Below are 22,483 nucleotides of genomic sequence, written 5' to 3'. Positions count from 1 at the left end.
CATGAACGCCGCCCAACTGCGCCGCGTCAACGTTGAAAGCTTTGCGCACTATCGTCAGGGTTTGATTGATCTGCTGCTCGACGCCGTCGGCTATGGCGCCAGCGTCGGGTTCATGGCGGATCTTGACGCCACCCAGGCCCGAGCTTATTTCGATGAAGTCCAGGCCAACCTGAACAAAGGCAACGTGCTGCTCTGGGTGGTGGTCAAGGACGAACAGGTGCAGGCCAGCGTGCAACTGACGCTGTGCCAGAAAGCCAATGGGCGCAATCGCGCCGAAGTGCAGAAACTACTGGTGCGTGAGCATGCGCGCCGTCGCGGCCTGGGCCAACAGTTGATGAGTGCCCTGGAACTCGCCGCACATCAGCACAAGCGCGGCATGCTCTACCTCGACACCGAGGCCGGCTCACCCGCCGAAGACTTCTACAAGGCCCTGGGTTACACCCGCGCCGGCGAAATCCCCGACTACGCCTGCGACCCGAACGGCCGCTACAAACCGACCGCCCTTTACTACAAGATTCTCCAGGGAGCCCATTGATGATTCCCGGTGAATACCAGATCCAGCCCGGCGACATCGAACTCAACGTCGGCCGCCGCACCCTCAGCCTGAAGGTGGCCAACAGCGGCGACCGGCCGATCCAGGTCGGCTCGCATTATCACTTCTTCGAAACCAACGACGCCCTGACCTTCGACCGCGCCGCCAGCCGCGGCATGCGCCTGAACATCCCCGCCGGCACCGCCGTGCGCTTCGAACCGGGGCAGAGTCGCGAGGTCGAGCTGGTGGACCTGGCCGGCCATCGCCGAGTGTTCGGGTTTGCAGGCAGGATCATGGGCGATCTCGATTAAAGATCAAACGATCGCAGCGAGGCTGCGATAGCGAGCGACGCGAGCGGTCTCAAACCCAATTGAATCCCAAGGCAAGCGCATGAAAATTTCAAGACAAGCCTACGCCGACATGTTCGGTCCCACCGTCGGTGACAAGGTCCGTCTGGCCGACACCGAGCTGTGGATCGAAGTGGAAAAAGACTTCACCACCTACGGCGAAGAAGTGAAATTCGGCGGCGGCAAAGTCATTCGCGACGGCCAGGGCCAAAGCCAGTTACTAGCCGCGGAAGTGGTCGACACACTGATCACCAACGCCTTGATCATAGACCACTGGGGCATCGTTAAAGCCGACGTCGGCCTCAAGGACGGGCGCATCGCGGCCATCGGCAAGGCCGGCAACCCGGACATCCAGCCCAACGTCACCATCGCCGTCGGCGCCAGCACCGAGGTGATCGCCGGTGAAGGCATGATCCTCACCGCTGGTGGCATCGACACCCACATCCACTTCATCTGCCCGCAACAGATCGAAGAGGCGCTGATGAGCGGCGTCACCACCATGATCGGCGGCGGCACCGGCCCGGCCACCGGCACCAACGCCACCACGTGCACCTCCGGGCCGTGGCACCTGGCGCGCATGCTTCAGGCTGCCGATGCTTTCCCGATGAACATCGGCTTCACCGGCAAGGGCAACGCCAGCCTGCCGGAACCGCTGATCGAGCAGGTCAAGGCCGGCGCCATTGGCCTGAAGTTGCACGAAGACTGGGGCACCACCCCGGCGAGCATCGACAACTGCCTGAACGTGGCCGATCAGTACGACGTGCAGGTGGCGATTCATACCGACACCCTCAACGAATCGGGCTTCGTCGAAACCACCCTCGCCGCCTTCAAGGGCCGCACCATCCACACCTACCACACCGAAGGCGCCGGTGGCGGTCATGCCCCGGACATCATCAAGGCCTGCGGTTTTGCCAACGTGCTGCCGAGCTCCACCAACCCGACCCGGCCGTTCACCCGCAACACCATCGACGAACACCTCGACATGCTGATGGTCTGCCACCACCTGGACCCGAGCATTGCCGAAGACGTGGCCTTCGCCGAAAGCCGCATCCGCCGCGAAACCATCGCCGCCGAAGACATCCTTCACGACCTCGGCGCGTTCTCGATGATCAGCTCCGACAGTCAGGCCATGGGCCGCGTCGGTGAAGTCATCACGCGCACCTGGCAGACCGCTGACAAAATGAAAAAGCAGCGTGGCCCGCTGCCCGGAGACGGCGAAGGTAACGACAACTTCCGCGCCAAACGCTACATCGCCAAATACACCATCAACCCGGCGATCACCCACGGCATCAGCCATGAAGTGGGCTCCGTCGAAGTGGGTAAATGGGCAGATCTGGTGTTATGGCGCCCGGCGTTCTTTGGGGTCAAACCGACGCTGATTCTAAAAGGCGGCGCCATTGCGGCCAGCCTGATGGGCGACGCCAACGCTTCGATCCCGACGCCGCAACCGGTGCACTACCGCCCGATGTTCGCCAGTTACGGCGGCTCGCTGCACGCCACCAGCCTGACCTTTATCAGTCAGGCGGCACAGGAGGCCGGTTTGCCCGAAGCCTTGGGTTTGAAGAAGAAAATCGCCGTGGTCAAAGGCTGTCGCGACGTGCAGAAAACCGACCTGATCCATAACGACTACCTGCCGCACATCGATGTCGATCCGCAGACCTATCAGGTCAAGGCCGACGGCGTGTTGCTGTGGTGCGAACCGGCGGATGTATTGCCGATGGCGCAGCGCTATTTCCTGTTCTAGATGTTCTGTGGAGAGGGGGCTGCCCAAGGCAACCCCTAATTCCAGTCAGTTAAACGAAATCCCTGTCGGAGCGGGCTTGCTCGCAACACAAAAACATCAGAACGACTACTCAACCACCAATCGCCCCAACCGCTGCTTGAGCATGCGGTTCTCGGCCCGCAATTGCTGGACCTCTTCCAGCAAGTCCAGCGCCAGTGCGACGCCTTCCCATTCCAGCTCCAGATCGCGCCGCAGCTTGGCGGCGCGCTTGGCCAGCACCAGTTCATAGTCGGTGAAACGCCAATCCTTGGGCTTTGACCCCTGCGGTTCGAGGATGCCGTGTTCGACGATCTCGATCACGTGCACGTCCGACAGTTCGGTCGCCTCACAGAATTCTGCCAGGTCCAGTAGAACGATCACGGGGTCGCTCATGATTGGCTACTCCTTATCTCTGAATCAAAAGTTCTCTCGCGGATCGAAAGCGGCTTTTTTCGCCAGCTCCTCCCACAATTCTTTGACATCATGGTCGAGTTTTTTCGGCATCACTGCCTTGAGCTGCACGAACAAATAGCCACGGTGACCGGCCTTGTGCAGCAGGCCATGGCCCTTGGCGCGCATGCGCTGGCCGTTCTGGCTGCCGGCCGGAACCTTGAGGTTGATCCTGCCGGTCAAGGTCGGCACCGCGACTTCGGTCCCCAGCGCCAGTTCCCACGGTGCCAGCGGCAAGGTGATGATCAGGTTTTCGCCTTCGACGTCGAATTTGGGGTGTGGCGCAAAACGAATGGTCAGGTACAAGTCGCCATTAACCCCGCCACCAATGCCCGGAGCGCCCTGGCCCTTGAGGCGGATGCGCTCGCCGTCGGTCACGCCGGCGGGGATCTTCACGTTCAGGCTTTTGCTGGTGTTGCTGACATGCTGGCCGGCAGCGTTGTAATGCGGCACCTGGAAGCTGACCTTCTTCGATTCGGTCGAGAGGGTTTCTTCCAGAAAAACCGGTAATTCCATTTCCACGTCTTGTCCTCGTCGCCCGGCGCTTCGGCCCGACCGTCCACCACCGTTAAAACCCGGGCCACGGTTGCCGAAGATCGAACTGAAAAAGTCCGAGAAATCGCCCGTGTCCTGACCACCACCACCGAAACCACCGCGGCTCTGCCAACCCGGTGGCCCCTGAAAGGGCTGGCCGTGGTGGCCGTATTTGCGCAAGTCGTCGTATTCGGCGCGCTTATCGGCGCTTTTCAGCGCTTCATAGGCTTCGGACGCGTCCTTGAATTTGGCCTCGGCGTCCTTTTCCTTGCTGACATCGGGGTGGTATTTGCGCGCCAGCTTTCGATAGGCGGCCTTGATCGCCTTATCGTCCGCGGTCGGCTCCACACCGAGAATCTTGTAATAGTCTTTGAAGTCCATCGAGGGAATCACCATCCATTATCGAAATCGCGCCGCTCGGTCCAGCATGCTCTTGTTTGCAGCCTCTGGATTGACCGATCTCAAGGTTGTGACCGGGCAGCGCATCAGAAGTTTATCGGCAGCAGGGCGCGGCTCTTGCAGTCGCCCCAGGGGTTGCCAAGTCTATGCAGGGGAGTTTGGGGGTGTTGGCGCATCTTTCAAGCGCCGATCACTGCTATTTAACGGATAGTCGGCCTTCGAATCTGCGCCGCGCTGACATACACTGCGCGGCCGTTTTTTAACCGGAACTTGAAAGACATGAAAAACGCATCTCCAGCCCGTGCCTGTGGCATCGACTTTGGCACATCCAACTCCACCGTCGGCTGGCTGCGCCCCGGCATGGAAACGCTGATCGCGCTGGAGGACGACAAGATCACCCTGCCCTCGGTGGTCTTCTTCAACATGGAAGAACGCCGCCCGGTGTACGGCCGACTGGCGCTGCACGAGTACCTGGAAGGCTACGAAGGCCGGCTGATGCGCTCGCTCAAGAGCCTGCTGGGTTCCAAGCTGATCAAGCACGACACCAGCGTCCTCGGCACGGCGATGCCGTTCAAGGACCTGCTCGGGCTGTTCATCGGCCAGTTGAAGAAGCGTGCCGAAACCGCTGCCGGTCGGGAATTCGAAGAAGTGGTGCTGGGCCGTCCGGTGTTTTTCGTCGATGACGATGAAATGGCCGACCAGGAAGCGGAAAACACCCTGGTGGATGTAGCCCGCGCCATCGGCTTCAAGGACGTCTCGTTCCAGTACGAGCCAATTGCAGCGGCGTTCGACTACGAGTCGACCATCGAAAAGGAAGAGTTGGTACTGATCGTCGACATCGGCGGTGGTACATCTGACTTCTCGCTGGTGCGCCTGTCGCCTGAGCGCCGCAACCACGACAACCGTCACGACGACATCCTCGCCACCGGCGGCGTGCACATCGGCGGGACCGATTTCGACAAGCAGCTTAGCCTGCAAGGCCTGATGCCGCTGTTTGGCTACGGCAGCCGGATGAAGAGCGGCGCCTACATGCCGACCAGCCACCACATGAACCTGGCGACCTGGCACACCATCAACTCGGTGTACTCGCAGAAGTCGAGCCTGGCTTTGGGCAGCATGCGTTACGACATCGAAGACACTGGCGGCATCGATCGCCTGTTCAAGCTGATCGACCAACGCGCCGGGCACTGGCTGGCCATGGAAGTGGAAGAAACCAAGATCCAGCTGACCCACGCCGACAGCCGCCATGTGCCGCTGGATCGGATCGAGCCAGGGTTGAGCGTGGAACTGAGCCGGGCACTGTTTGAATCAGCCATCGACAACTTGCTGGAGCGGGTGCGTAACAGCGTGACCCAGTTGTTGAACGACGCCAATGTGCGGGTCGATCAGGTGGACACCGTGTTCTTCACCGGCGGTTCGAGCGGGATTCCGGCGCTGCGCAACAGCGTCTCGGCCATGTTGCCGAATGCTCGGCATGTGGAAGGGAACATCTTCGGCAGCATCGGTAGCGGGTTGGCGATCGAGGCGATGAAGCGTTACGGCACCCTCGCATAATGATCGTTCCCACGCTCTGCGTGGGAACGCCGCCATGGACGCTCTGCGTCCGCTGTTGAGGCTGTGACGCGGAGCGTCACGGGATGCATTCCCACGCAGAGCGTGGGAACGATCGGGCGGGGTTACACCATCCCCGCCAGCTTCAACTCACTCTTCAGATACGCGTAATAAATCGGCCCCGCCACCACGCCCGGCAGGCCGAACGCGGCTTCGAACACCAGCATTGCCAGCAGCAACTCCCACGACTTGGCACTGATCTGCCCGCCGACGATGCGCGCGTTGAGGAAGTATTCGAGCTTGTGGATAACTATCAGATAACCCAACGCCGCCACCGCCACCCAGATCGACAGCGACAGGCCGACGATGGTGATCAAGGTGTTCGACATCAAGTTGCCGATCACCGGTAGCAGGCCGAGCAGGAAGGTCAGCACGATCAGGGTTTTGGTCAGCGGCAGCTTGATCCCGAACATCGGCAGGACCACCGCGAGGAAAATCCCGGTGAAGAAAGTGTTGAGCAGGGAAATCTTGATCTGGGCGAAAACAATGTTGCGAAACGCCTGGACCAACAGGTGCAAGCGGTCGAACAGCGCCGCGGCCAAGGGTTTGCGTTTGGTCACGTCCGGCGCACGCTGCAAGGCGATGATCGCCCCCAGCACCATGCCAATCAGCAGCGTCACGAACATGTGCGCCGCGTCCTTGCCCACCAGTTGCAAATCACTGAGGTGCTTGCTCATCCACTCGCCAATGGCCACCCGGAACTCGGCAGCACTGGCCGGCAGATAAGCGTCGATGAACGGCGGCAACTGCCCGCGTGCGCGGTCGACTACGACCATGAATTTGTCGAGGGAAGCGCCGGGGTTTTCCGCCTCGTGCAGCAGAAAACTGATCGCACCGGCAAAGATCAGCGCCAGCACGCTGACCACCAATGTCCCCAGCAACGCCACCGCCAGCCAGCGCGCACGGCGGCCTTCGATCAGCCGCTGCAATTGCGGCGTAAGCATGTTGACCAGTTCGAACACCAACAACCCGGCCAGCAGGCTGGGCAGCAATCGCAGAGGAAGCACCAGCAGCAAACCACCAAAAATGATGACCCAGCTGATGAACAACAAGACCTGACGCTGAGAAAACGCTGACATACAGCCTCAAAACGAACGACGTAAAAGGATTGGCAGTCTGCCAGCGTTCCGGCGCCGAAGCGAGCAAACACGAACCTGTGGGAGCGAGCCTGCTCGCGATAGCATCACTTCGGTCCTCCGTGATACCGAGCCGCCTGCATCGCGAGCAAGCTCGCTCCCACAATGCTTATTTTTTCTTCAGGCAATCGCTCATGAAGGTTTTGCGCGCATCACCCGTGAGGGCCTGGGTGGCGGCGGTCGCGTTGCAGGTCTTCATCTTTTCTTGTTGAGGGGTCATTGGCTTGGCGGCATCGGCGGCCGGCGCGGCTTTGAGGCAGGTGCTCATGAAGGCTTTGCGCTCGTCACCCTTGAGGCTTTTTGCAGTAGCGTCGGCATTGCAGGTAGTCATTTTGTTCTGTTGGGCAGTGGCGGCGAAACCTTGGGAGCAGAGCAGCAAACCGACCATCAACAACGGGGCACGCAACATCTTCATGGAGTGTTCTCCTTGTTGCCGCACCGATGGATGCGGCCTTGTTTCGGAGTGTAGACAAAGCCTGTTACACGTTCACCTGCTATCGAGGTGGCTGCGTCGATATTGCTCAGGCGTACACCCGGCCTGACGCTGAAACATCGCGATGAATGCCGAGCCGGTGCTGTACCCCATGTCGAAGGCGATTTCCTGAATGCTGCGCTGGCTATCGAGCGCTTCGATTGCCGCCAGAAACCGCAACCGTTGCCGCCACTCTCCGAAACTCATGCCCAGCTCGCGGACAAACTGCCGGGCCAACGTGCGTTCGCTGACGTGAATTTGCGCAGCCCAATGCGCCAACGGCCGGTTATCCCCAGGCTCGGTCTGCAAGGCTTCTAGAATTGCGAGTAATCCAGGGCTGCTGGCGTAGGGCAAATAACACTCATGCACTGGCGCCTGCTGCAGTTGGTCCACCAGCACTTGAGCCAGACGCTTGTCCGCATCGTGCTCGGGAATTTTCACATCGCGGACGGCGAAGTCCTTGAGGATCGCCTTGAGGATGTCGCTGATCGCCAGGGTGCAGGCCTGCTGCGGCAGATCGCGACACAACGTCGGCGCGAGGCAGACCGCGCGATAGTTGATCGGCTGATTGCTATAGAAACTGTGCTCGGTCCCGGGCGGCACCCACACCGCGTACTGCGGCGGCGACATGAAGCGACGGCTGCCGATTTCCATGTGCAAGACTCCATTGGCCGAGTACTCGAGGGTGCCCCAAGGGTGATGGTGGGCCGAGGCGTATTCGTGGGTGTTGAAGTCGGCATAACGGAAATAGACCGGGGCCGGCAGTTCGCTGAAATCCAGCAGGTCGATGTGTTTGCTGTTCATGCTGTCCGGAATCAGAGGCAGATTGTCTGGATCGAAGTATAGGCATTGATCCAGACAAGCGGATAATCACCCTTCATTAACGTTCTGGTTTTTCCCGATGCAATACGCTTACCCCCTGCTGGCCATTTTCATTTGGGCCGGCAACACCGTGATCAACAAACTCGCGGTCGGCGCGATCTTTCCCGCCGAAATCGGTTTCTACCGCTGGCTGCTGGCCGCACTGCTGTTCACGCCTTTCATGCTTAAACCGGTGATCGCCCATTGGTCGTTAATCCGCCCGAACCTGGGCAGGATTTTCATCCTCGGCGTGCTTGGCATGGCGGTTTATCAGAGCCTGGCTTACTTCGCTGCGACGCTGACTTCGGCCACCAACATGGGGATCATTTTGTCGCTGATGCCATTGATGTCGCTGGCCATGGCGATTCTCAGCCTCGGCCAACGCCTGACCGCCGGCGCACTGGCCGGCGCGGTGTTGTCGTTTGCGGGGGTTTTGGTGGTGGTGTCGTCCGGCAGTCTTGGCGCGTTGCTGGAACACGGGGTCAACCTGGGTGACGCGATGATGCTGATCGCCACGCTGGCGTATGCGATTTACAGCACCTTGCTGAAGAAATGGCAGCTGCGTTTGCCGCCGCTGGTGTTGTTGTATTTGCAGGTGTTGGTCGCGGTGGTGGTGCTGTTTCCGCTGTTCCTCGCCTCACCGAAAATCGGCCCGACCCTGCAGAACATTCCGCTGGTGCTCTACGCCTGCCTGCTGGCCTCGATGCTTGCGCCGCTGGCGTGGATGCAGGCCGTGGTGCGCCTGGGGCCGAGCCGGACCACGCTGTTTTTCAATTTGCTGCCGTTGATTACTGCGCTGATTGCGGCGGTGGTGCTGCATGAGCAGTTGGCGCTGTATCACCTAGTGGGTGGGGTGTTGACGTTGGGTGGGGTGATTTTGTCGGAGCGCTGGACCACGGTGCTGGGCCGTAAGATCAGCGCTGCCTGACCGGACGCCTTCGCGGGCAAGCCACGCTCCCACAGGTTTGGCGTCGTGTCCATTGCCGGCGTCCGACACAAAACCTGTGGGAGCGTGGCTTGCCCGCGATGAACGATAACGCGGTCCAACTGCCGTGGGGGTGTACGGGATTCTGTGTAAACGGCGTTGCTGTTAATCCTGCAAAAGCCGGTCTTCGAACTGGATACTGAACCGGTTCAAGGCCCCCGCCCAGTCCCTGATTGGCATTGTCCACTTCTTGCTGATGTTATTCAGCGCCAGATAAAAGAGCTTCATAACCGCGTCATCAGTCGGGAATGAGGCTCTGCTTTTGGTGACCTTGCGCAAGCTCATGTTGATCGACTCGATGGCGTTGGTGGTATAGATCACCGTCCGTATCTCAGGTGGATAATCGAATAGAGGTATGACCCTCGCCCAGTTTTTGCGCCATGACTGGCTGATCAGAGGGTATCGATCATCCCATTTGGCCTCGAAATCGGTCAGCTTTTGCTCGGCCATTTCAACCGTCGTCGAGCGGTAAATAAGCTTGAGGTCGGCAGCGGCTTCGCGTTGATGCTTCCACGATACGAACTTCAAGCTGTTGCGCACCATATGCACGATGCACAGTTGAACCGAGGCTTGCGGATAGACCACTTCGATCGCCTCAGGAAAGCCCTTGAGCCCATCCACGCAGGCGATAAAGATGTCTTTTACCCCGCGTGTTTTAAGCTCTGTGACTACTTGCAGCCAGAATTTGGCACCTTCAGTCTGTGCGATCCACAATCCTAGAACTTCTTTTCGACCGTCCATATTGACGCCAATGGCCAAGTAAACCGCCTTGGTTCTGACCGCGCCACTGTCGCGCACTTTGACGTGAATGCAATCGAGGTAGAGGATCGGATAGAGCTCGTCCAGAGGACGCGATTGCCAGACTTTGACCTCTTCGCTAACGGCGTCGGTAATCGCCGAGATGAGGCTAGGAGAGACCTCTGTGCCGTACATCTCCTGCAGGTGCCCCTGAATTTCCCGAACAGTCATCCCTCGGGCGTACAGCGAAATGACCTTGTCATCGAAGCCGGTCCAACGCGTCTGGTGCTTGGAAACTAGCTGGGGCTCGAACATTCCCTGGCGATCACGGGGAATCTCCAGCGGTAGCTCGCCAAAGTCGCCCTTGAGCGTCTTACCGCTATGGCCGTTGCGAGCATTTCCTTCGGCATTGGTAACGGCTGCGCTTTTGTCATGCCCCAGGTGCTCGGTCATTTCAGCTTCCAGCGCTCGTTCGACGAGCATCTTGGTGAGCTGCTTGAGCAGGCCATTTTCGCCGATCAGATCTTCGGGTTTTCGGTAGTTGGTCAACAGGCTGTCGGCCAGCTTTACCAGTTCAGGATCGGGTTTGACTCGTTTAGTGCGCTTGGGCTCGGTCATTGAGACTCCTTGGGAAAGGCAGTGTGCGCCTAATGACCGTTTACACAAACCTCAGGACACCCTCACTGCCGTTCACACACCGGCCGCTTTCAACCGCGCCGCATGTTCAACAAACAACCGCACCGGTTCTGCGCCCTTACCCACCAGCCCAAGCGATTGGTTGACGATATCGAAGTGATCCATCGGGTATTCATCGCCAACCACCGTCCCCAAATGCGAGCTGTAACGCCCGACCATCCCGTCGCAATGCCCCGCCTCGCGCACAAAAGTCCTGGCGAACAACCGGCAACTGCGGTTGGTCCCGTCAAACAGGTTGCAGCCGCGATCGGTCTTGCCCGGTTGTAACGTCCCGGACCATGAGTAATAACGCACGCCGTTGACTACTTCCGGGCCATGCCCGCCCCAAGTTTCAGGCAGCCCCTGTGGATAATGCTGATTGAACAGCGCCACGCCCGTCGTGGTCAGGGATTGGTGCGAAGCCGGGATATCCACCGGCAGTCTCGGCCCGCGACAGCCGGTTTCCAGCAGGCACATTAACGCGCTGATCAGCCACAGCAAAAAGCTCAGCAGCCGGCCCTTGGCGCTGTCTGCCGGATAATGGGTGTGCAGATAGTCCGCCAGTTCCGAGCCGTGATTCGGCCCGGCCACCGAAGTCACCGAAGCCACCTGGTCCGGGCGTTTTGCCGCGGCGTAACGGGCGGTCAATGAGCCCTGGCTGTGACCGATCAGGTTGACCTTCTCGGCCCCGGTTTCGCGCAAAATCTCCTCGATCCGCGCCAGCAATTGCTCGCCGCGTACCTCGGTGGAGTTGAGCGGCGAGACCTGCACCGCAATCACGGTCGCCCCATCCCGGCGCAGCGCCGAAATGATTCCGTACCAATAGGGATAGAGCAGCAGACGGATAAACCCGAGCATCCCCGGGACCAACACCAAGGGGTAACGCGTGGCGGAACCTTGCGACATGGATGAACATCCTTGTGATCGATGAGATGAAGCAAGGCCGGATGCAAGGTATCAGCCAAGCATCGCCACCCAAGATGACAACTCAACGACCAGTCTATGACATCGCTTACTTCAACCCCACCACGCCCGCCACAATCAGCCCGACCGAAACCAGTTTGAGCGCGGTCAGGCTTTCACCCAGCAGCGCAAAGCCGAGAAACACCGTGCCCAGTGAACCGATGGCGGTCCAGATCGGGTAGGCGATGCTCACCGGCAATTCGCGCATGGCCAGGGTCAGGAAGTAAATCCCGCCCACCGCGGCCACCACCGTCATCACCGAGGGCCAGAGCCGGGTGAAGCCTTCGGCGTACTTCATGCCCATGGCGAAGGTGACCTCGAACCCGGCGGCGATCAGCAAGAACAACCAGGCCATCTAGAACTCCCTGGCCAGCGCCAGCAAACGCTGCTCGGCCTCGGCCACGGACACCTGGAAGGTGCGTTCGGTGGACTCTTCGCCCTCGGCGGCGACAACGGTGACGTCGGTGATGCCGATAAACCCGAGTGCCGTGCGCAGCAACGGATCGGCATGGTTCATCGCTTCAAGTTCACCACCCGGCCCGAAGCCGAACCCGCCGCGGCTGGTGACGATCAACGCCTTTTTGCACTGCACCAGCGGTTCATACTGAGCGATGCCGTTGTCCAGGGTGTGATTGAACGTCAGCCCGAGCCGCACAATCTGATCGATCCAGGCCTTGAGGCCGCTGGGCACGCTGAAGTTGTACATCGGTGTGGAAATCACCAACAGATCATGGCCGAGCAACTCCCCCACCAATTCATCGCTGAGTGCCAGGTCGGCCTGCATCGACAGCGGTCGCGCTTCAGGTTCCGGATGAAAAGCGGCGGCCACAAACGCTTCGTTGACGGGCGGAATCAACGCTCGACCGACTTCACGGCGCGTCAGTGGCGACTGCGGGTTGCGGACCTGCCAGGCGCAAAGGAACACCTCGGCCAAACGCCGCGAATGTGAACGTTCACCACGGGGGCTGGCGTGTATGGCAAGAATTTTACTCATCTCAATCTCCTGAAGACTAAACTCAAACTGCTTGTGGCTCACAGCTTGAAGCTTGAAGCTTGAAACTGCGTCTCCTCAAATGAACAAAAATCAGTCTGGATGAATCAATTTCACCCATGGAGTTCTAGAATTGTTTGCCTCGTTGCCGCTGACCGCCCTGCGCGCCTTCGAATCCGCCTCACGCCTGTCGAGTTTCAAGGCCGCCGCCGAAGAACTCTCCGTGACGCCGACGGCGGTCTCGCACCAAATCCGCGCTCTGGAAAAATGGCTCGGCGTCCCCTTGTTCGAACGGCTGCCACGGCAAGTACGCCTCACCGAATGCGGCGAACGGCTGTTCCGCAGCCTGCACGGCGCCCTGCTGGAAGTGGCGCAGAGCGTCGATACCTTGCGCCCGCAACGCAGCGGCACGAGTCTGACAATTTCCACCACGGCCGCCTTCGCCGCCCTCTGGCTGGTGCCGCGACTGGGACGGTTTTATGCCCGCCATCCGAACATCAACCTGCGCCTGGACACCCACTGGGAAGTCATCGACTTGCATCAGGACGCCAGCGTCGATCTGGTGGTGCGTTACAGCCTCGACGATTACCCGAACCTGTATGGCCTGTGCCTGTTCGACGAATCCTTCGGGGTCTATGGCTCGCTTGAACAAGGGGCCCTGGCGGCCAGTCGGGTACCGACCCTGATCAGCGTGCGCTGGTACAACTCCAAGCTGTATGCCCATGGCTGGGAGGCCTGGTGCGCGCAGTCCGGCGAAACCTGGCTGACCGAACAACCAGCGGTGCGTGAATACGACGAAGAGCATTACGCCTTGCAAGCCGCCATCGCCGGGCAAGGCCTGGTGCTGGCGAGCAACATTCTGGTGTCGGAGAGTGTGGCCAGCGGCTTGCTGGTCGCTTATCGGGGTGAGATTCAAGTCGACGGGGCCGGATACAGCGCGCTGTGCGTACCGGGCCGTGAACGGCATCCGCCGGTGCGGGCGTTTTTTGCGTGGTTGCAGGAGGAAGCCCGGTTGTCGGGTCTATTGCCAAGATCGCAGCCTGCGGCAGCGCCCACAGGCGCATAGGAGCTGCCGAAGGCTGCGATCTTTGTAGCGACTGTCAGACCGCTTTCGCGGGCAAGTCGGATCGCCGCACCGCTCGCTCCTACAAGTCGTGCCCGTTATGGGCATGCGACACAGCGAAGACCTCATCACAGACACCCGATTACTTTGTAGGTTTGACGGTCACCGGCGCCTTTCCAGCCTTCATCTGCTCCAGCAACGGTGCACACTGATTCGGCTCGCCAGCGCTGGGCGCTATCAATGCCAGCAAGCCCGCCGCCGGCGCGGCAATCACACCCAGCGCAACCATCCCGGCCCCACGCAACATCAACGGCACCGGTTTGACACCCGCATTCGGCTTGATGAACTTGCCTCGCACATACAGCGGCGAACGCAGCGAAATCAGGCGCCAGCCCTTGGATTCCGGGGAGATGGTCAGGTCCAGTTGCTCGGTGGCCATGTTCGCGGTGCCATCGATGTAGACGATTGCAGTCTCGGTATCGAAGACGAACAGCCGCGTGGTCGCCAGACCGCTCTTGATATCAAAATCGGCCGCCGCGCAGTTGATCTTCACTTCCCTGTCGCCAAAGATCTTGCCGACCACATAGTTGCCGACGTTGAGCCCCGCCAGCTCCATCAACTCACGACTGATGGCGCCGTCATTGATCAGCATCTTCAAATTGCCGTCAGCGGTGCCCAACAGTTTGGCTACCGAGTTACCACGGCCAGTCAGCTCAGCATCGCCATTGAGTTCACCGAAACTGGTTTTCATCCGTTCAATGGAGGGGAACAACTGCTTGAGCTTGAACTTGCGCGCGGTCAGTTTGGCCCGCCCCTCCAGCGGTTCTGTGCGACCGTTGAGACGAATTTGCGCATCCAGATTACCGCCCGCCACGCCAAAACGAAGGGGCTCGAGGCTGAGCACCCCATCGGTCAGCACCAAATGCGTGTAAAGATCGTTGAACGGCAGTTTTTCGTTGTGGACGATGCGTTTGCCGGTGAATTCGACGTCGGCGTCCATGTCACGCCAGCGCTCGGTCCTGAACTCCTCGACGGGTAGCAGCTTATCCGCCGGCTGCTTGCTTCCACCGCCGCGGGCCTTTTGCTTGGCGTTGGAATCGCCACCGATCAATGGGGCCAGGTCGGTAAACAGCAGTTGATTGGACTCCAGCGCCCCGCTGAGTTTTGGCCTCGGCTGGCTCGCAACGTAGGTCAGGTTGCCATGGATGTCACTCTCGCCGATCTTGCCGTTGAAGTCCTCATAGCGATAAACCGCCCCGCCTGACTCATGCAGCTTGGCCATCAAGTGCCCATCGGTGGCGTAAGGCGGAGTATCCGGCAGCGTCACGCCGATCAGTGGATAGAGATTGCCCAGACTGGTACCGGCCAGTTTCAAGCGCAAATCCAGCGCGCCTAGGCTCAATGGATCGGTGAGCGTACCGGCCAACTCGACGCGGGTGTCGGCGATCTTCGCTTGCGCCTGAAGCGGGAACGGCCTGCTGGCGTCCTGTAATGCCAGCAGGCCACCGATCTTGCCTTGACCCGCGAGATTCTGGCCTTGGTATTGGCCTTTGACCTTCAACGCGAACACGTAATCCTGCGGCGACCCGCCCTTCTCGAGCGTGGTTTTCGCCGCCTTGTCGCCGACGATGTCGCTGAATGGAATCGGTTTACCCAACGGATCGATGAGCACATCGAGCTTAGTATTCAGCCTCTGATCATCGAGTACCACATGCCCCTTGTCGAAGCCGATGGCACCGATGTCCAGCACCCAGTTCGACGGCTCGGCGTTCGGGTCTTTGGGGTCAAACTTGAACGTCCAGTTGGCGCGACCGTCGGCCAGACGCTGTAAGTCGGCATTGGGCTCGCTCAGGTCGATGCGCGGGATCACCATCCGCCGCGCCAGCAAGGCCAGCGGCGAAATGCGCAGTTCGACGCGTTTGAGGGTGGCCATCTGCGGTTGCTTCGACCAGTCGGGATTGCCCAGGCTCAGGTCCTCAGCCACCACATGGGGCCACGGCACCCAGCCCCGCCAGCCACCCTCATCAGGCTCGCGCTGCCAGACCACCGCTAGGTTGCCATTGATGGCGAAGGGACGATGCAGTTCTTCGGAGACTTTGGCGTTCAGCGGCGGCTTGATCCGGTTCCAGTCAAAGAGCGCGATGATCAGCACCAGAAGGGCCAGCAGGACAACGAGGCTGGCGAAGGTCCAGGCCAGTATTTTACGAGTGCGCGTCATTGCACAGGGCTCCTGAATACGACTGGGCGCCCGACAGCGACGCACTGATGAAACGTTAGGCCAGAACCGGCCTGCCATGAAATCTATGACTGAAAAATGGCCCGCAGGTTTAACCCGACGACCGACCCGGACGCAATAACCGGGTTCGCTCCCTTCCTGCAGCGTTTACCGAGCCTGCACTTTTGCGAGGCGCAAATGGCTCGAAATTACCCACCGCAGTGCAAAGACGGTCGCCGGAAACACCCGTTCTAGAGCCCTTCGGAGAAACAATCAATTCCGTTGATTATTACCATTGCGTTTATGAACTTTTGCATCGATTTATCGAGAGTAGCATTGCCCTCGTACCCACTTCATCGCCCTCCCAAGGAGCAACCCATCATGAAACGCCAATTACTGTTTAGCCTGACCCTCTCGATGTTAGCCAGCACCGCTTTTGCTTTGCCGGCCGCTGATCAAGCCACTCCACAAGTCAAAGACAGCCACTCGGTGTTCAGCCAGACCGTTGCTGCTGACGGCACAGACCGCACGCCACAAGGTCAGACCCTGGCCGAAGGCGGTAATGATCGCCTGAAAGAAAAAGGCTTGATCACTCAAGATGGCTCGGACCGTACCCCACAAGGTCAAACCCTGGCGGCTGACGGTTCCGCTCGCACACCACAAGGTCAAACCCTGGCTGAAGGCGGTGGTGACCGTGTAATCGAACGCAACAGCGCGGTGAGTTAAGCCATGGCGTCCCTGAAAAAAAGCCCAATCCCGGGATTGGGCTTTTGACTTGTAAAAGCCTCATTCCCCACATGATCCTCGATACTGGTTCGACGTCAGCAAAGCCGATTTGCTAGAGTGCGCCGCTGTCCCTGTCCAGAAAACACCCTTGCGATGCTGCCCCGCGCCGAACAGAAACAACAGACCCGCAACGCCCTGATGGACGCTGCCCGCCACCTGATGGAAAGCGGCCGAGGATTCGGCAGCCTGAGCCTGCGCGAAGTGAGCCGAACCGCCGGGATCGTCCCCACCGGTTTCTACCGGCATTTCGCCGACATGGATGAACTGGGCCTGGTGCTGGTCAGCGAAGTCGGCCAGACCTTCCGTGAAACCATCCGCCTGGTGCGCCATAACGAGTTCGTCATGGGCGGCATCATCGACGCCTCGGTGCGGATCTTTCTCGACGTGGTCACGGCCAATCGCTCGCAGTTCCTGTTTCTTGCCCGCGAGCAGTACGGCGGCTCGCTGCTGGTGCGCCAGGCCATTGGCCGCTTGCGCGAAGACATCAGCTCGGACCTGGCGGCGGACCTGTCGCTGATGCCGAAACTGCAACACCTGGACATCGCAGGGCTGGGTGTCATGGCTGACCTGATCGTCAAAAGCGTGTTCGCGACCCTGCCGGACATCATCGATCCGCCAGCGCAGGCGTTGCCGGAGCATCTGACGCCTCAGGCGAAGATTACCCAGCAATTGCGATTCATCTTTATCGGGCTGAAGCATTGGCAGGGACTCGGCAGTACCGAGTGACCTCTTAAAAAAGATCGTCCGAAGGCTCGGGCCGCGTTCGGACGATCTTTTTCATGCGCCGCAAATCGGTGCGTAAAGTTTTTTTGCGCACCAACTTCAATCAAAGTTCTGCAACGCCCCGAATTTTTCCTCTCGCCCGACAGGCATTTCCTACGCCTCCCCCGATTGGCAAGCCCCTTGCTCTATCCCTGAGCATTGTCCATTGCTGGAAGCCTTCCGATGCTGGTGATTCATCGCAGAATCGACCCTCAACCCGTCTGGGCCGCCGAGTTGCACCTGACTTTCGAAGCCCGGAGCAAAAGCCGTTTGCGCTGTTTCAGTGCCGAGGGTGAAGACGTCGGGTTGTTTTTGGAGCGCGGTCAGCCGCCGCTGTATGACGGCGAATGCCTGCAAGCCGGAGACGGGCGCGTCGTTCGCGTTTGCGCACGCCCCGAACAACTGCTGCACGTCACCTGCGCCAACGCCTTCGAACTGACCCGCGCCGCCTATCACCTGGGCAACCGCCATGTGGCCCTGCAAGTCGGCGATGGCTGGTTGCGCCTGCTCGACGATTACGTGCTCAAGGCCATGCTCGAACAGCTTGATGCCAAGGTCGAGAACATCGAGGCGCCGTTCCAGCCGGAACATGGCGCCTACGGCGGCGGCCATCACCATTCGCGGCACGGTGACGAGGATTTCAACTACCCGCCGAAGCTGCACCAGTTCGGCGTGCGCTTATGAACCCAGCCTGGGCGCTGCTGCGTCTGGCCAGCCCGCAGCTGCCGATTGGCGGCTACAGCTATTCCCAGGGTTTGGAGATGGCCGTGGATAACGGCCGGGTGAACGATCCCGACAGCGCGCGGCGCTGGATCAGCGATCAGTTGCTGCTCAATCTCGCGCGTTTCGAAGCGCCGCTACTGCTCGCCCATTGCACCGCTGCGGCCAAAGAAAACTGGATTGAACTGCTGCAACGTTGCGAAGAACATCGCGCCAGCCGCGAAACCCGCGAGTTGCATCAGGAAAGTCGACAGATGGGTTATTCGTTGAAGCAACTGCTCAACGGTTTACCGGAACTGGATGCACCCGCCCGGGCCTTTCTCGACCAATGCCCTGAGCCCCATCTGGCCCTTGGCTGGGCGCTGGCGGCCCGCGCCTGGCAGATCAGCCCACAAGATGCGCTGGCCGCCTGGCTGTGGAGCTGGCTGGAAAACCAATTGGCGGTGTTGATGAAAACCCTGCCCCTGGGCCAGCAAGCTGCCCAGCGCCTGACCAGCGAACTGCTGCCGCTGCTGCAACAGGCGCAGCAAGACGCCACCCGAATCAACCCCGAACACTCTGGCAGCGCCGCTTTCGGCCTGTCCCTGGCGTGCATGGCCCATGAGCGCCAGTACAGCCGTCTGTTCCGTTCCTAGGGCCTTTTACTTTGGAGAATCACATGAACGCACACCCCCTGCGTGTCGGCATCGGCGGCCCGGTCGGCTCCGGCAAAACCGCCCTGACTCTGGCCCTGTGCCTGGCCTTGCGCGACCGCTACAACCTGGCCGTCGTGACCAACGACATCTACACCCGCGAAGACGCCGATTTTCTGGTGCGCCACGAAGCCCTGGCGCCCGAGCGGATCATCGGTGTGGAAACCGGCGGCTGCCCGCACACGGCGATCCGCGAAGACGCCTCGATCAACCTCGAAGCCGTGGATCAACTGAACCGCCGCTTTCCGGGGCTGGACCTGATCCTGGTGGAGTCCGGTGGCGACAACCTCTCGGCGACCTTCAGCCCGGAACTGTCGGACCTGACGATCTACGTGATCGACGTCTCGGCCGGCGACAAGCTGCCGCGCAAGGGCGGGCCGGGGATCTGCAAATCCGATTTGCTGGTAATCAACAAGATCGACCTCGCGCCACTGGTGGGCGCCTCGCTGGAAATGATGGACAGCGACACCCAGCGCATGCGCAACGGCAAACCGTTCGTCTTCAGTAACCAGAAAACCGGCCAGGGCCTGGAAGCAATCATCGCCTTCATCGAACGCCAGGGCTTGCTGACGGCGGCCTGATCACACTTATCAACAAGGAAGCTTATCCATGACACTGAAACGCATTCTGGGCACCATGGCCCTGCTGTTGACCCCGACCATCGCCTTCGCGCATCCGGGTCATGGCGACAATGGCTTGATGGCCGGCATCAGCCACCCGATCGGTGGCCTCGATCACTTGCTGGCGATGATTGCCGTGGGGTTATGGGCTGCGCAGCAGAAAGGTGCCGCACGCTGGGCGCTGCCATGCACATTCGTCGGCACTATGCTGATCGGCGGGCTGCTGGGTCTTGAAGGATTGAACCTGCCAGCGCTGGAAAGCGGGATTGCGGCATCGGTATTGGCGTTGGGCCTGGCGGTAGCTTTGGCGGTGCGTCCGCCGTTGAGTCTGGCAGTGGCTGCGACCGCGTTGTTTGCGCTGTTTCATGGCGTGGCGCATGGTCTGGAATTGCCCGAGATGTCGAGCCCTTGGGCGTATGCGGCGGGGTTTGTGGTGGCGACGGCTGCGTTGCATGGGTTGGGTTATGCGGTGGTTCGAGTGTTGCCTCAGGCGGCTGCGCCATTGGTTCGTTTGGCGGGTGCGGCTTCGGCGGCGACTGGGGCGTGGTTGCTGGCGGGTTAATTGATCGTTCCCACGCTCTGCGTGGGAATGCAGCCCGGGACGCTCCGCGTCCTTTCGAAACGGACGCCGAGCGTCCAACGAGGCATTCCCACGCGGAGCGTGGGAACGATCGACGCGCTCACTCTGCTAACATGTCGCGCAATTAACCCTGCCGTGACGACGCCAGCCAATGCCGCCTGTTTCCCGCTCTGCCTCCCAGCCTGAATTGACCGCCCTGTTTGCCTCGGTGCAACAGCATTTCCAGACAGTGATCGTGCCGCTCTGGCAAGGCCCCGGCTGGAACGCCGACATGGCATTGCCGTATGAAGCGCTGGACGCCGAGCATCAACCGCTGCCCCTTCAGCACTATCGGGCCATGGCTTGCGCACGACAGCTCTATCTGTTTTCCAGCCTGATCGGCCAAGTGCCCCAGGCCGAAGAGCACGCGGCGGCGCTGTTCCGCTCCTTGCAGCGGCATTTCCACGATGCCGAGCATGGCGGGTGGTTCTACAGCATCGATCCGCAAGGTGCGCCGCTGGATCAACGCAAAGACCTCTACACCCACGCCTTCATCCTGTTCGCCTGCGCCCATTACTGGGACAAGGTTCGCGAACCGCTGGTGGAGTCGGTGCTCAACGCCACGCTGGAAGTGTTGGCGCAGCGCTTCGCCACAGGCGACGGCCTGTATGAAGCCAGCCTGGACCATGATTGGTCCTCGCTCAACTCCGGGCCGCTACAGAATCCATTGATGCATTTGGCCGAAGCCTTCCTCGCCATCCTTTCGGTACGCGAGGACGCTGCTGTGCAGAGCGCGCTTGTCGAGTTATGCACAGCCATGCAGAAGCGCTTCATCGACCCGCAACACGCGGTGTTGATGGAGAAGCCGCTGGGCGCTGTGGATAACTGGTTCGAGCCAGGCCATCAGTTCGAATGGTATTTCCTGCTGGAGTCCTCACCGCTGCTGCGTCGCTCGAAACTGCACGCCTCGCTGAACCGCGCCTTTACGTTTACCGAGCAACAGGGCGTGGATCAGCAGACCGGTGCGGTGCGCGCGATGCTGGAACTGGACGACCACCCTCGTGATGCGACTCAACGCATCTGGGCCCAGGCCGAATACCTGCGTGCCCTGACTTTGCGCCCGGACAGCGAAGCCTCCGTGCAACGCCAACTGCAGGCGTTGCAACAGCGCTTTTTGCATGCGGGCGGTTGGTATGAGTGTCGCGATGAACAGGGCGAAGTGAGCCGCAAGGACATGCCTTCGACCACGCCTTATCACTTGGCAACCTGTTATCGCGGGTTGGCCGAGTATCTTCGCTGACTGAGCGATTGCCCGCGAATAGCCGTTACTCGGTCTTACGCCTTGGCATTGCGCTCAATGGCAAACCCGCTCCAGGTCTGGCTCACCGGCATCAGTTCGAGGCTGTTGATGTTGATGTGTGCCGGTGCATTGAGTACCCAGAAAATGGTCTCGGCGATGTCTTGCGGCTGAATCGGCTCGGCACCGGCGTAGGTGGCGTTGTAACGCTCCTGGTCACCGGCGAAACGCACCAGCGAGAACTCGCTCTCGCACAGCCCTGGTTCGATATTGCTGACCCGCACGCCCGTACCTTGCAAGTCGCAGCGCAGGTTCAAGGAGAACTGTTTGACGAACGCCTTGCTCGCGCCATAGACGTGGCTGCCCGGGTACGGGTAGTTGCCGGCGATGGAACCGAGGTTGACGATGCTGGCGCCACGACCGTGAGCGATCAAACGTGGCAACAACAGACGGGTGCTGTACATCAGGCCTTTGATGTTGGTGTCGACCATGGTGTCCCAATCATCAAGATCGCACTTGGGGGCCGGGTCCACGCCCAAGGCCAGGCCGGCGTTGTTGATCAGCCCGCGCAGCTTGGCGAAGGACGGCGGCAGGTTGGCAATCGCCTCCTCCATGGCCTTGCGATCCCGTACGTCGAGCACCAGGCCATGAACCTCAGTCTGCTTCGACAATTCGGCGCACAGGGCGTTGAGGCGTTCTTCACGACGACCTGTCAGCACCAGCTTCCAGCCGGCTTCGGCAAAACGACGGGCACAGGCTTCACCAAAACCTGAGGTCGCGCCGGTAATAAACAGGGTGTTGGACATCGTGTTCTCCTTTGCTTCGGCTGATCAACAGCCCTTGGAATAGAAAATCAGTTGCCAGCATGCCCGGCCTTGCCCACAGCGGCAACCATCGCAAAACCGTACAAAAAACAATCAACACCGGCAACGCCATATGGACTGTGGCTTGCAGCCATGTACGCGCACCTTATCCACAGGCCGGTCCACAGTTTCCGGGGGCAAGTGCAAAAGCTGCAAGCCGCCGTCCACAAGGCTTTGCGGGCAGATTGGAAAGTTTTTGCTTGACCCTCGGGTGTCTGCCGTGTAACCCCGGGCAATTTGCACGACCGGTCGGTCAAGCCGACGATGGCGCCAAGCCAGTAACTACGGCCCTCAGCCGACTCTTTCCAGAGTTTAACCACAGACTTATCCACAGGGTTACCCACCTCGATTCATACCGGGTATGCCCCTAACAAAAAGGTTGACAAAGCCGGCTCAAGGCCCAGCAAAAACACCTGATCGAAAAACAACCACATCTCTGCAAGCCACGTA

General features: G+C 60.1%; 24 protein-coding genes. 13 read left to right on the top strand and 11 right to left on the bottom strand.

Annotated features, from left to right (window positions below):
- Window position 1 precedes the first annotated feature (1 nt).
- The 3 genes from LOY56_RS02775 (at window position 2) to ureC (ending at window position 2,623) form a co-directional block, all read left to right on the top strand.
- On the top strand, window positions 2-535 hold the full coding sequence (locus tag LOY56_RS02775) for an N-acetyltransferase (RefSeq protein ID WP_258619596.1): 534 nt from the start codon (window positions 2-4) through the stop codon (window positions 533-535).
- Window positions 535-843, top strand: a complete 309-nt coding sequence (locus LOY56_RS02770; RefSeq protein WP_008011171.1) for an urease subunit beta — start codon at window positions 535-537, stop codon at window positions 841-843. The genes LOY56_RS02775 and LOY56_RS02770 overlap by 1 nt, the downstream gene beginning before the upstream one ends.
- A gap of 79 nt (window positions 844-922) precedes the next feature.
- Complete coding sequence (gene ureC, locus LOY56_RS02765) at window positions 923-2,623, top strand: urease subunit alpha (RefSeq protein ID WP_258619585.1); 1,701 nt, start codon at window positions 923-925, stop codon at window positions 2,621-2,623.
- Window positions 2,624-2,728: 105 nt separating this feature from the next.
- Here the strand turns inward: ureC and LOY56_RS02760 are convergent, their stop codons facing one another.
- Window positions 2,729-3,034, bottom strand: coding sequence for a chaperone modulator CbpM (locus LOY56_RS02760; protein ID WP_258619578.1), 306 nt, complete (start codon window positions 3,032-3,034; stop codon window positions 2,729-2,731).
- Between the two features lie 24 nt (window positions 3,035-3,058).
- Window positions 3,059-4,006 (bottom strand): DnaJ C-terminal domain-containing protein, encoded by a 948-nt coding sequence (locus tag LOY56_RS02755; RefSeq protein WP_258619576.1) that lies wholly within the window; start codon window positions 4,004-4,006, stop codon window positions 3,059-3,061.
- A 297-nt stretch (window positions 4,007-4,303) separates the two neighbouring features.
- Between LOY56_RS02755 and LOY56_RS02750 the strand changes: the two genes are divergently transcribed.
- A complete protein-coding gene (locus LOY56_RS02750; RefSeq protein WP_258619569.1) occupies window positions 4,304-5,578 on the top strand; it encodes an Hsp70 family protein in 1,275 nt (424 codons plus the stop codon).
- A 122-nt stretch (window positions 5,579-5,700) separates the two neighbouring features.
- On the opposite strand, the gene LOY56_RS02745 is transcribed toward LOY56_RS02750, so the two are convergent.
- From LOY56_RS02745 to LOY56_RS02735, 3 genes are all read right to left on the bottom strand, one after another.
- Window positions 5,701-6,714 (bottom strand): AI-2E family transporter, encoded by a 1,014-nt coding sequence (locus LOY56_RS02745; protein WP_258619568.1) that lies wholly within the window; start codon window positions 6,712-6,714, stop codon window positions 5,701-5,703.
- A 166-nt stretch (window positions 6,715-6,880) separates the two neighbouring features.
- On the bottom strand, window positions 6,881-7,186 hold the full coding sequence (locus tag LOY56_RS02740) for a PsiF family protein (protein ID WP_038978747.1): 306 nt from the start codon (window positions 7,184-7,186) through the stop codon (window positions 6,881-6,883).
- A gap of 72 nt (window positions 7,187-7,258) precedes the next feature.
- On the bottom strand, window positions 7,259-8,047 hold the full coding sequence (locus LOY56_RS02735) for a helix-turn-helix transcriptional regulator (RefSeq protein WP_258619567.1): 789 nt from the start codon (window positions 8,045-8,047) through the stop codon (window positions 7,259-7,261).
- Window positions 8,048-8,144: 97 nt separating this feature from the next.
- On the opposite strand from LOY56_RS02735, the gene LOY56_RS02730 reads away from it, so the two are divergent.
- Window positions 8,145-9,032 (top strand): DMT family transporter, encoded by an 888-nt coding sequence (locus LOY56_RS02730; RefSeq protein WP_258619566.1) that lies wholly within the window; start codon window positions 8,145-8,147, stop codon window positions 9,030-9,032.
- A 162-nt stretch (window positions 9,033-9,194) separates the two neighbouring features.
- Here LOY56_RS02730 and LOY56_RS02725 read toward each other — a convergent pair whose 3' ends face one another.
- The 4 genes from LOY56_RS02725 to LOY56_RS02710 all read right to left on the bottom strand — a co-directional run bounded on the left by LOY56_RS02725 (window position 9,195) and on the right by LOY56_RS02710 (window position 12,459).
- Window positions 9,195-10,445 (bottom strand): IS256 family transposase, encoded by a 1,251-nt coding sequence (locus LOY56_RS02725; RefSeq protein WP_258617963.1) that lies wholly within the window; start codon window positions 10,443-10,445, stop codon window positions 9,195-9,197.
- Between the two features lie 72 nt (window positions 10,446-10,517).
- The gene (locus tag LOY56_RS02720) at window positions 10,518-11,408 is read right to left on the bottom strand and encodes a triacylglycerol lipase (protein ID WP_258619565.1); all 891 of its coding nucleotides are present in this window, start codon (window positions 11,406-11,408) and stop codon (window positions 10,518-10,520) included.
- A gap of 106 nt (window positions 11,409-11,514) precedes the next feature.
- Complete coding sequence (locus LOY56_RS02715; RefSeq protein WP_258619563.1) at window positions 11,515-11,820, bottom strand: multidrug efflux SMR transporter; 306 nt, start codon at window positions 11,818-11,820, stop codon at window positions 11,515-11,517.
- Window positions 11,821-12,459, bottom strand: a complete 639-nt coding sequence (locus LOY56_RS02710) for an FMN-dependent NADH-azoreductase (RefSeq protein WP_258619561.1) — start codon at window positions 12,457-12,459, stop codon at window positions 11,821-11,823.
- A 103-nt stretch (window positions 12,460-12,562) separates the two neighbouring features.
- Between LOY56_RS02710 and LOY56_RS02705 the strand changes: the two genes are divergently transcribed.
- Window positions 12,563-13,522, top strand: a complete 960-nt coding sequence (locus tag LOY56_RS02705; RefSeq protein WP_408980371.1) for a LysR substrate-binding domain-containing protein — start codon at window positions 12,563-12,565, stop codon at window positions 13,520-13,522.
- Window positions 13,523-13,661: 139 nt separating this feature from the next.
- On the opposite strand, the gene LOY56_RS02700 is transcribed toward LOY56_RS02705, so the two are convergent.
- Window positions 13,662-15,737: an AsmA family protein gene (locus tag LOY56_RS02700; protein ID WP_258619549.1), complete on the bottom strand. Its 2,076-nt coding sequence runs from the start codon at window positions 15,735-15,737 to the stop codon at window positions 13,662-13,664.
- 378 nt (window positions 15,738-16,115) lie between these two features.
- Here LOY56_RS02700 and LOY56_RS02695 point away from each other — a divergent pair, with 378 nt between their 5' ends.
- From LOY56_RS02695 to LOY56_RS02665, 7 genes are all read left to right on the top strand, one after another.
- Window positions 16,116-16,460 (top strand): hypothetical protein, encoded by a 345-nt coding sequence (locus LOY56_RS02695; RefSeq protein WP_258619548.1) that lies wholly within the window; start codon window positions 16,116-16,118, stop codon window positions 16,458-16,460.
- A 153-nt stretch (window positions 16,461-16,613) separates the two neighbouring features.
- Window positions 16,614-17,246, top strand: coding sequence for a TetR family transcriptional regulator (locus tag LOY56_RS02690; RefSeq protein WP_258619546.1), 633 nt, complete (start codon window positions 16,614-16,616; stop codon window positions 17,244-17,246).
- Between the two features lie 219 nt (window positions 17,247-17,465).
- Window positions 17,466-17,966, top strand: coding sequence for an urease accessory protein UreE (gene ureE, locus LOY56_RS02685; protein WP_258619544.1), 501 nt, complete (start codon window positions 17,466-17,468; stop codon window positions 17,964-17,966).
- The gene (locus LOY56_RS02680) at window positions 17,963-18,637 is read left to right on the top strand and encodes an urease accessory protein UreF (RefSeq protein WP_258619542.1); all 675 of its coding nucleotides are present in this window, start codon (window positions 17,963-17,965) and stop codon (window positions 18,635-18,637) included. The genes ureE and LOY56_RS02680 overlap by 4 nt, the downstream gene beginning before the upstream one ends.
- A 23-nt stretch (window positions 18,638-18,660) precedes the next feature.
- Complete coding sequence (ureG, locus tag LOY56_RS02675; RefSeq protein WP_258619540.1) at window positions 18,661-19,275, top strand: urease accessory protein UreG; 615 nt, start codon at window positions 18,661-18,663, stop codon at window positions 19,273-19,275.
- Between the two features lie 28 nt (window positions 19,276-19,303).
- Complete coding sequence (locus LOY56_RS02670) at window positions 19,304-19,876, top strand: HupE/UreJ family protein (protein ID WP_258619527.1); 573 nt, start codon at window positions 19,304-19,306, stop codon at window positions 19,874-19,876.
- A gap of 169 nt (window positions 19,877-20,045) precedes the next feature.
- The gene (locus LOY56_RS02665; RefSeq protein WP_258619525.1) at window positions 20,046-21,173 is read left to right on the top strand and encodes an AGE family epimerase/isomerase; all 1,128 of its coding nucleotides are present in this window, start codon (window positions 20,046-20,048) and stop codon (window positions 21,171-21,173) included.
- A gap of 35 nt (window positions 21,174-21,208) precedes the next feature.
- On the opposite strand, the gene LOY56_RS02660 is transcribed toward LOY56_RS02665, so the two are convergent.
- Window positions 21,209-21,976: an SDR family oxidoreductase gene (locus LOY56_RS02660; RefSeq protein WP_095052905.1), complete on the bottom strand. Its 768-nt coding sequence runs from the start codon at window positions 21,974-21,976 to the stop codon at window positions 21,209-21,211.
- Window positions 21,977-22,483: the final 507 nt, after the last annotated feature.

The organism is Pseudomonas sp. B21-048 (assembly GCF_024748615.1).
Classification (GTDB): Bacteria; Pseudomonadota; Gammaproteobacteria; order Pseudomonadales; family Pseudomonadaceae; genus Aquipseudomonas.
Note: the sequence above shows the minus strand (reverse complement) of the source record. Positions and strands in the feature narration are given on the sequence as shown.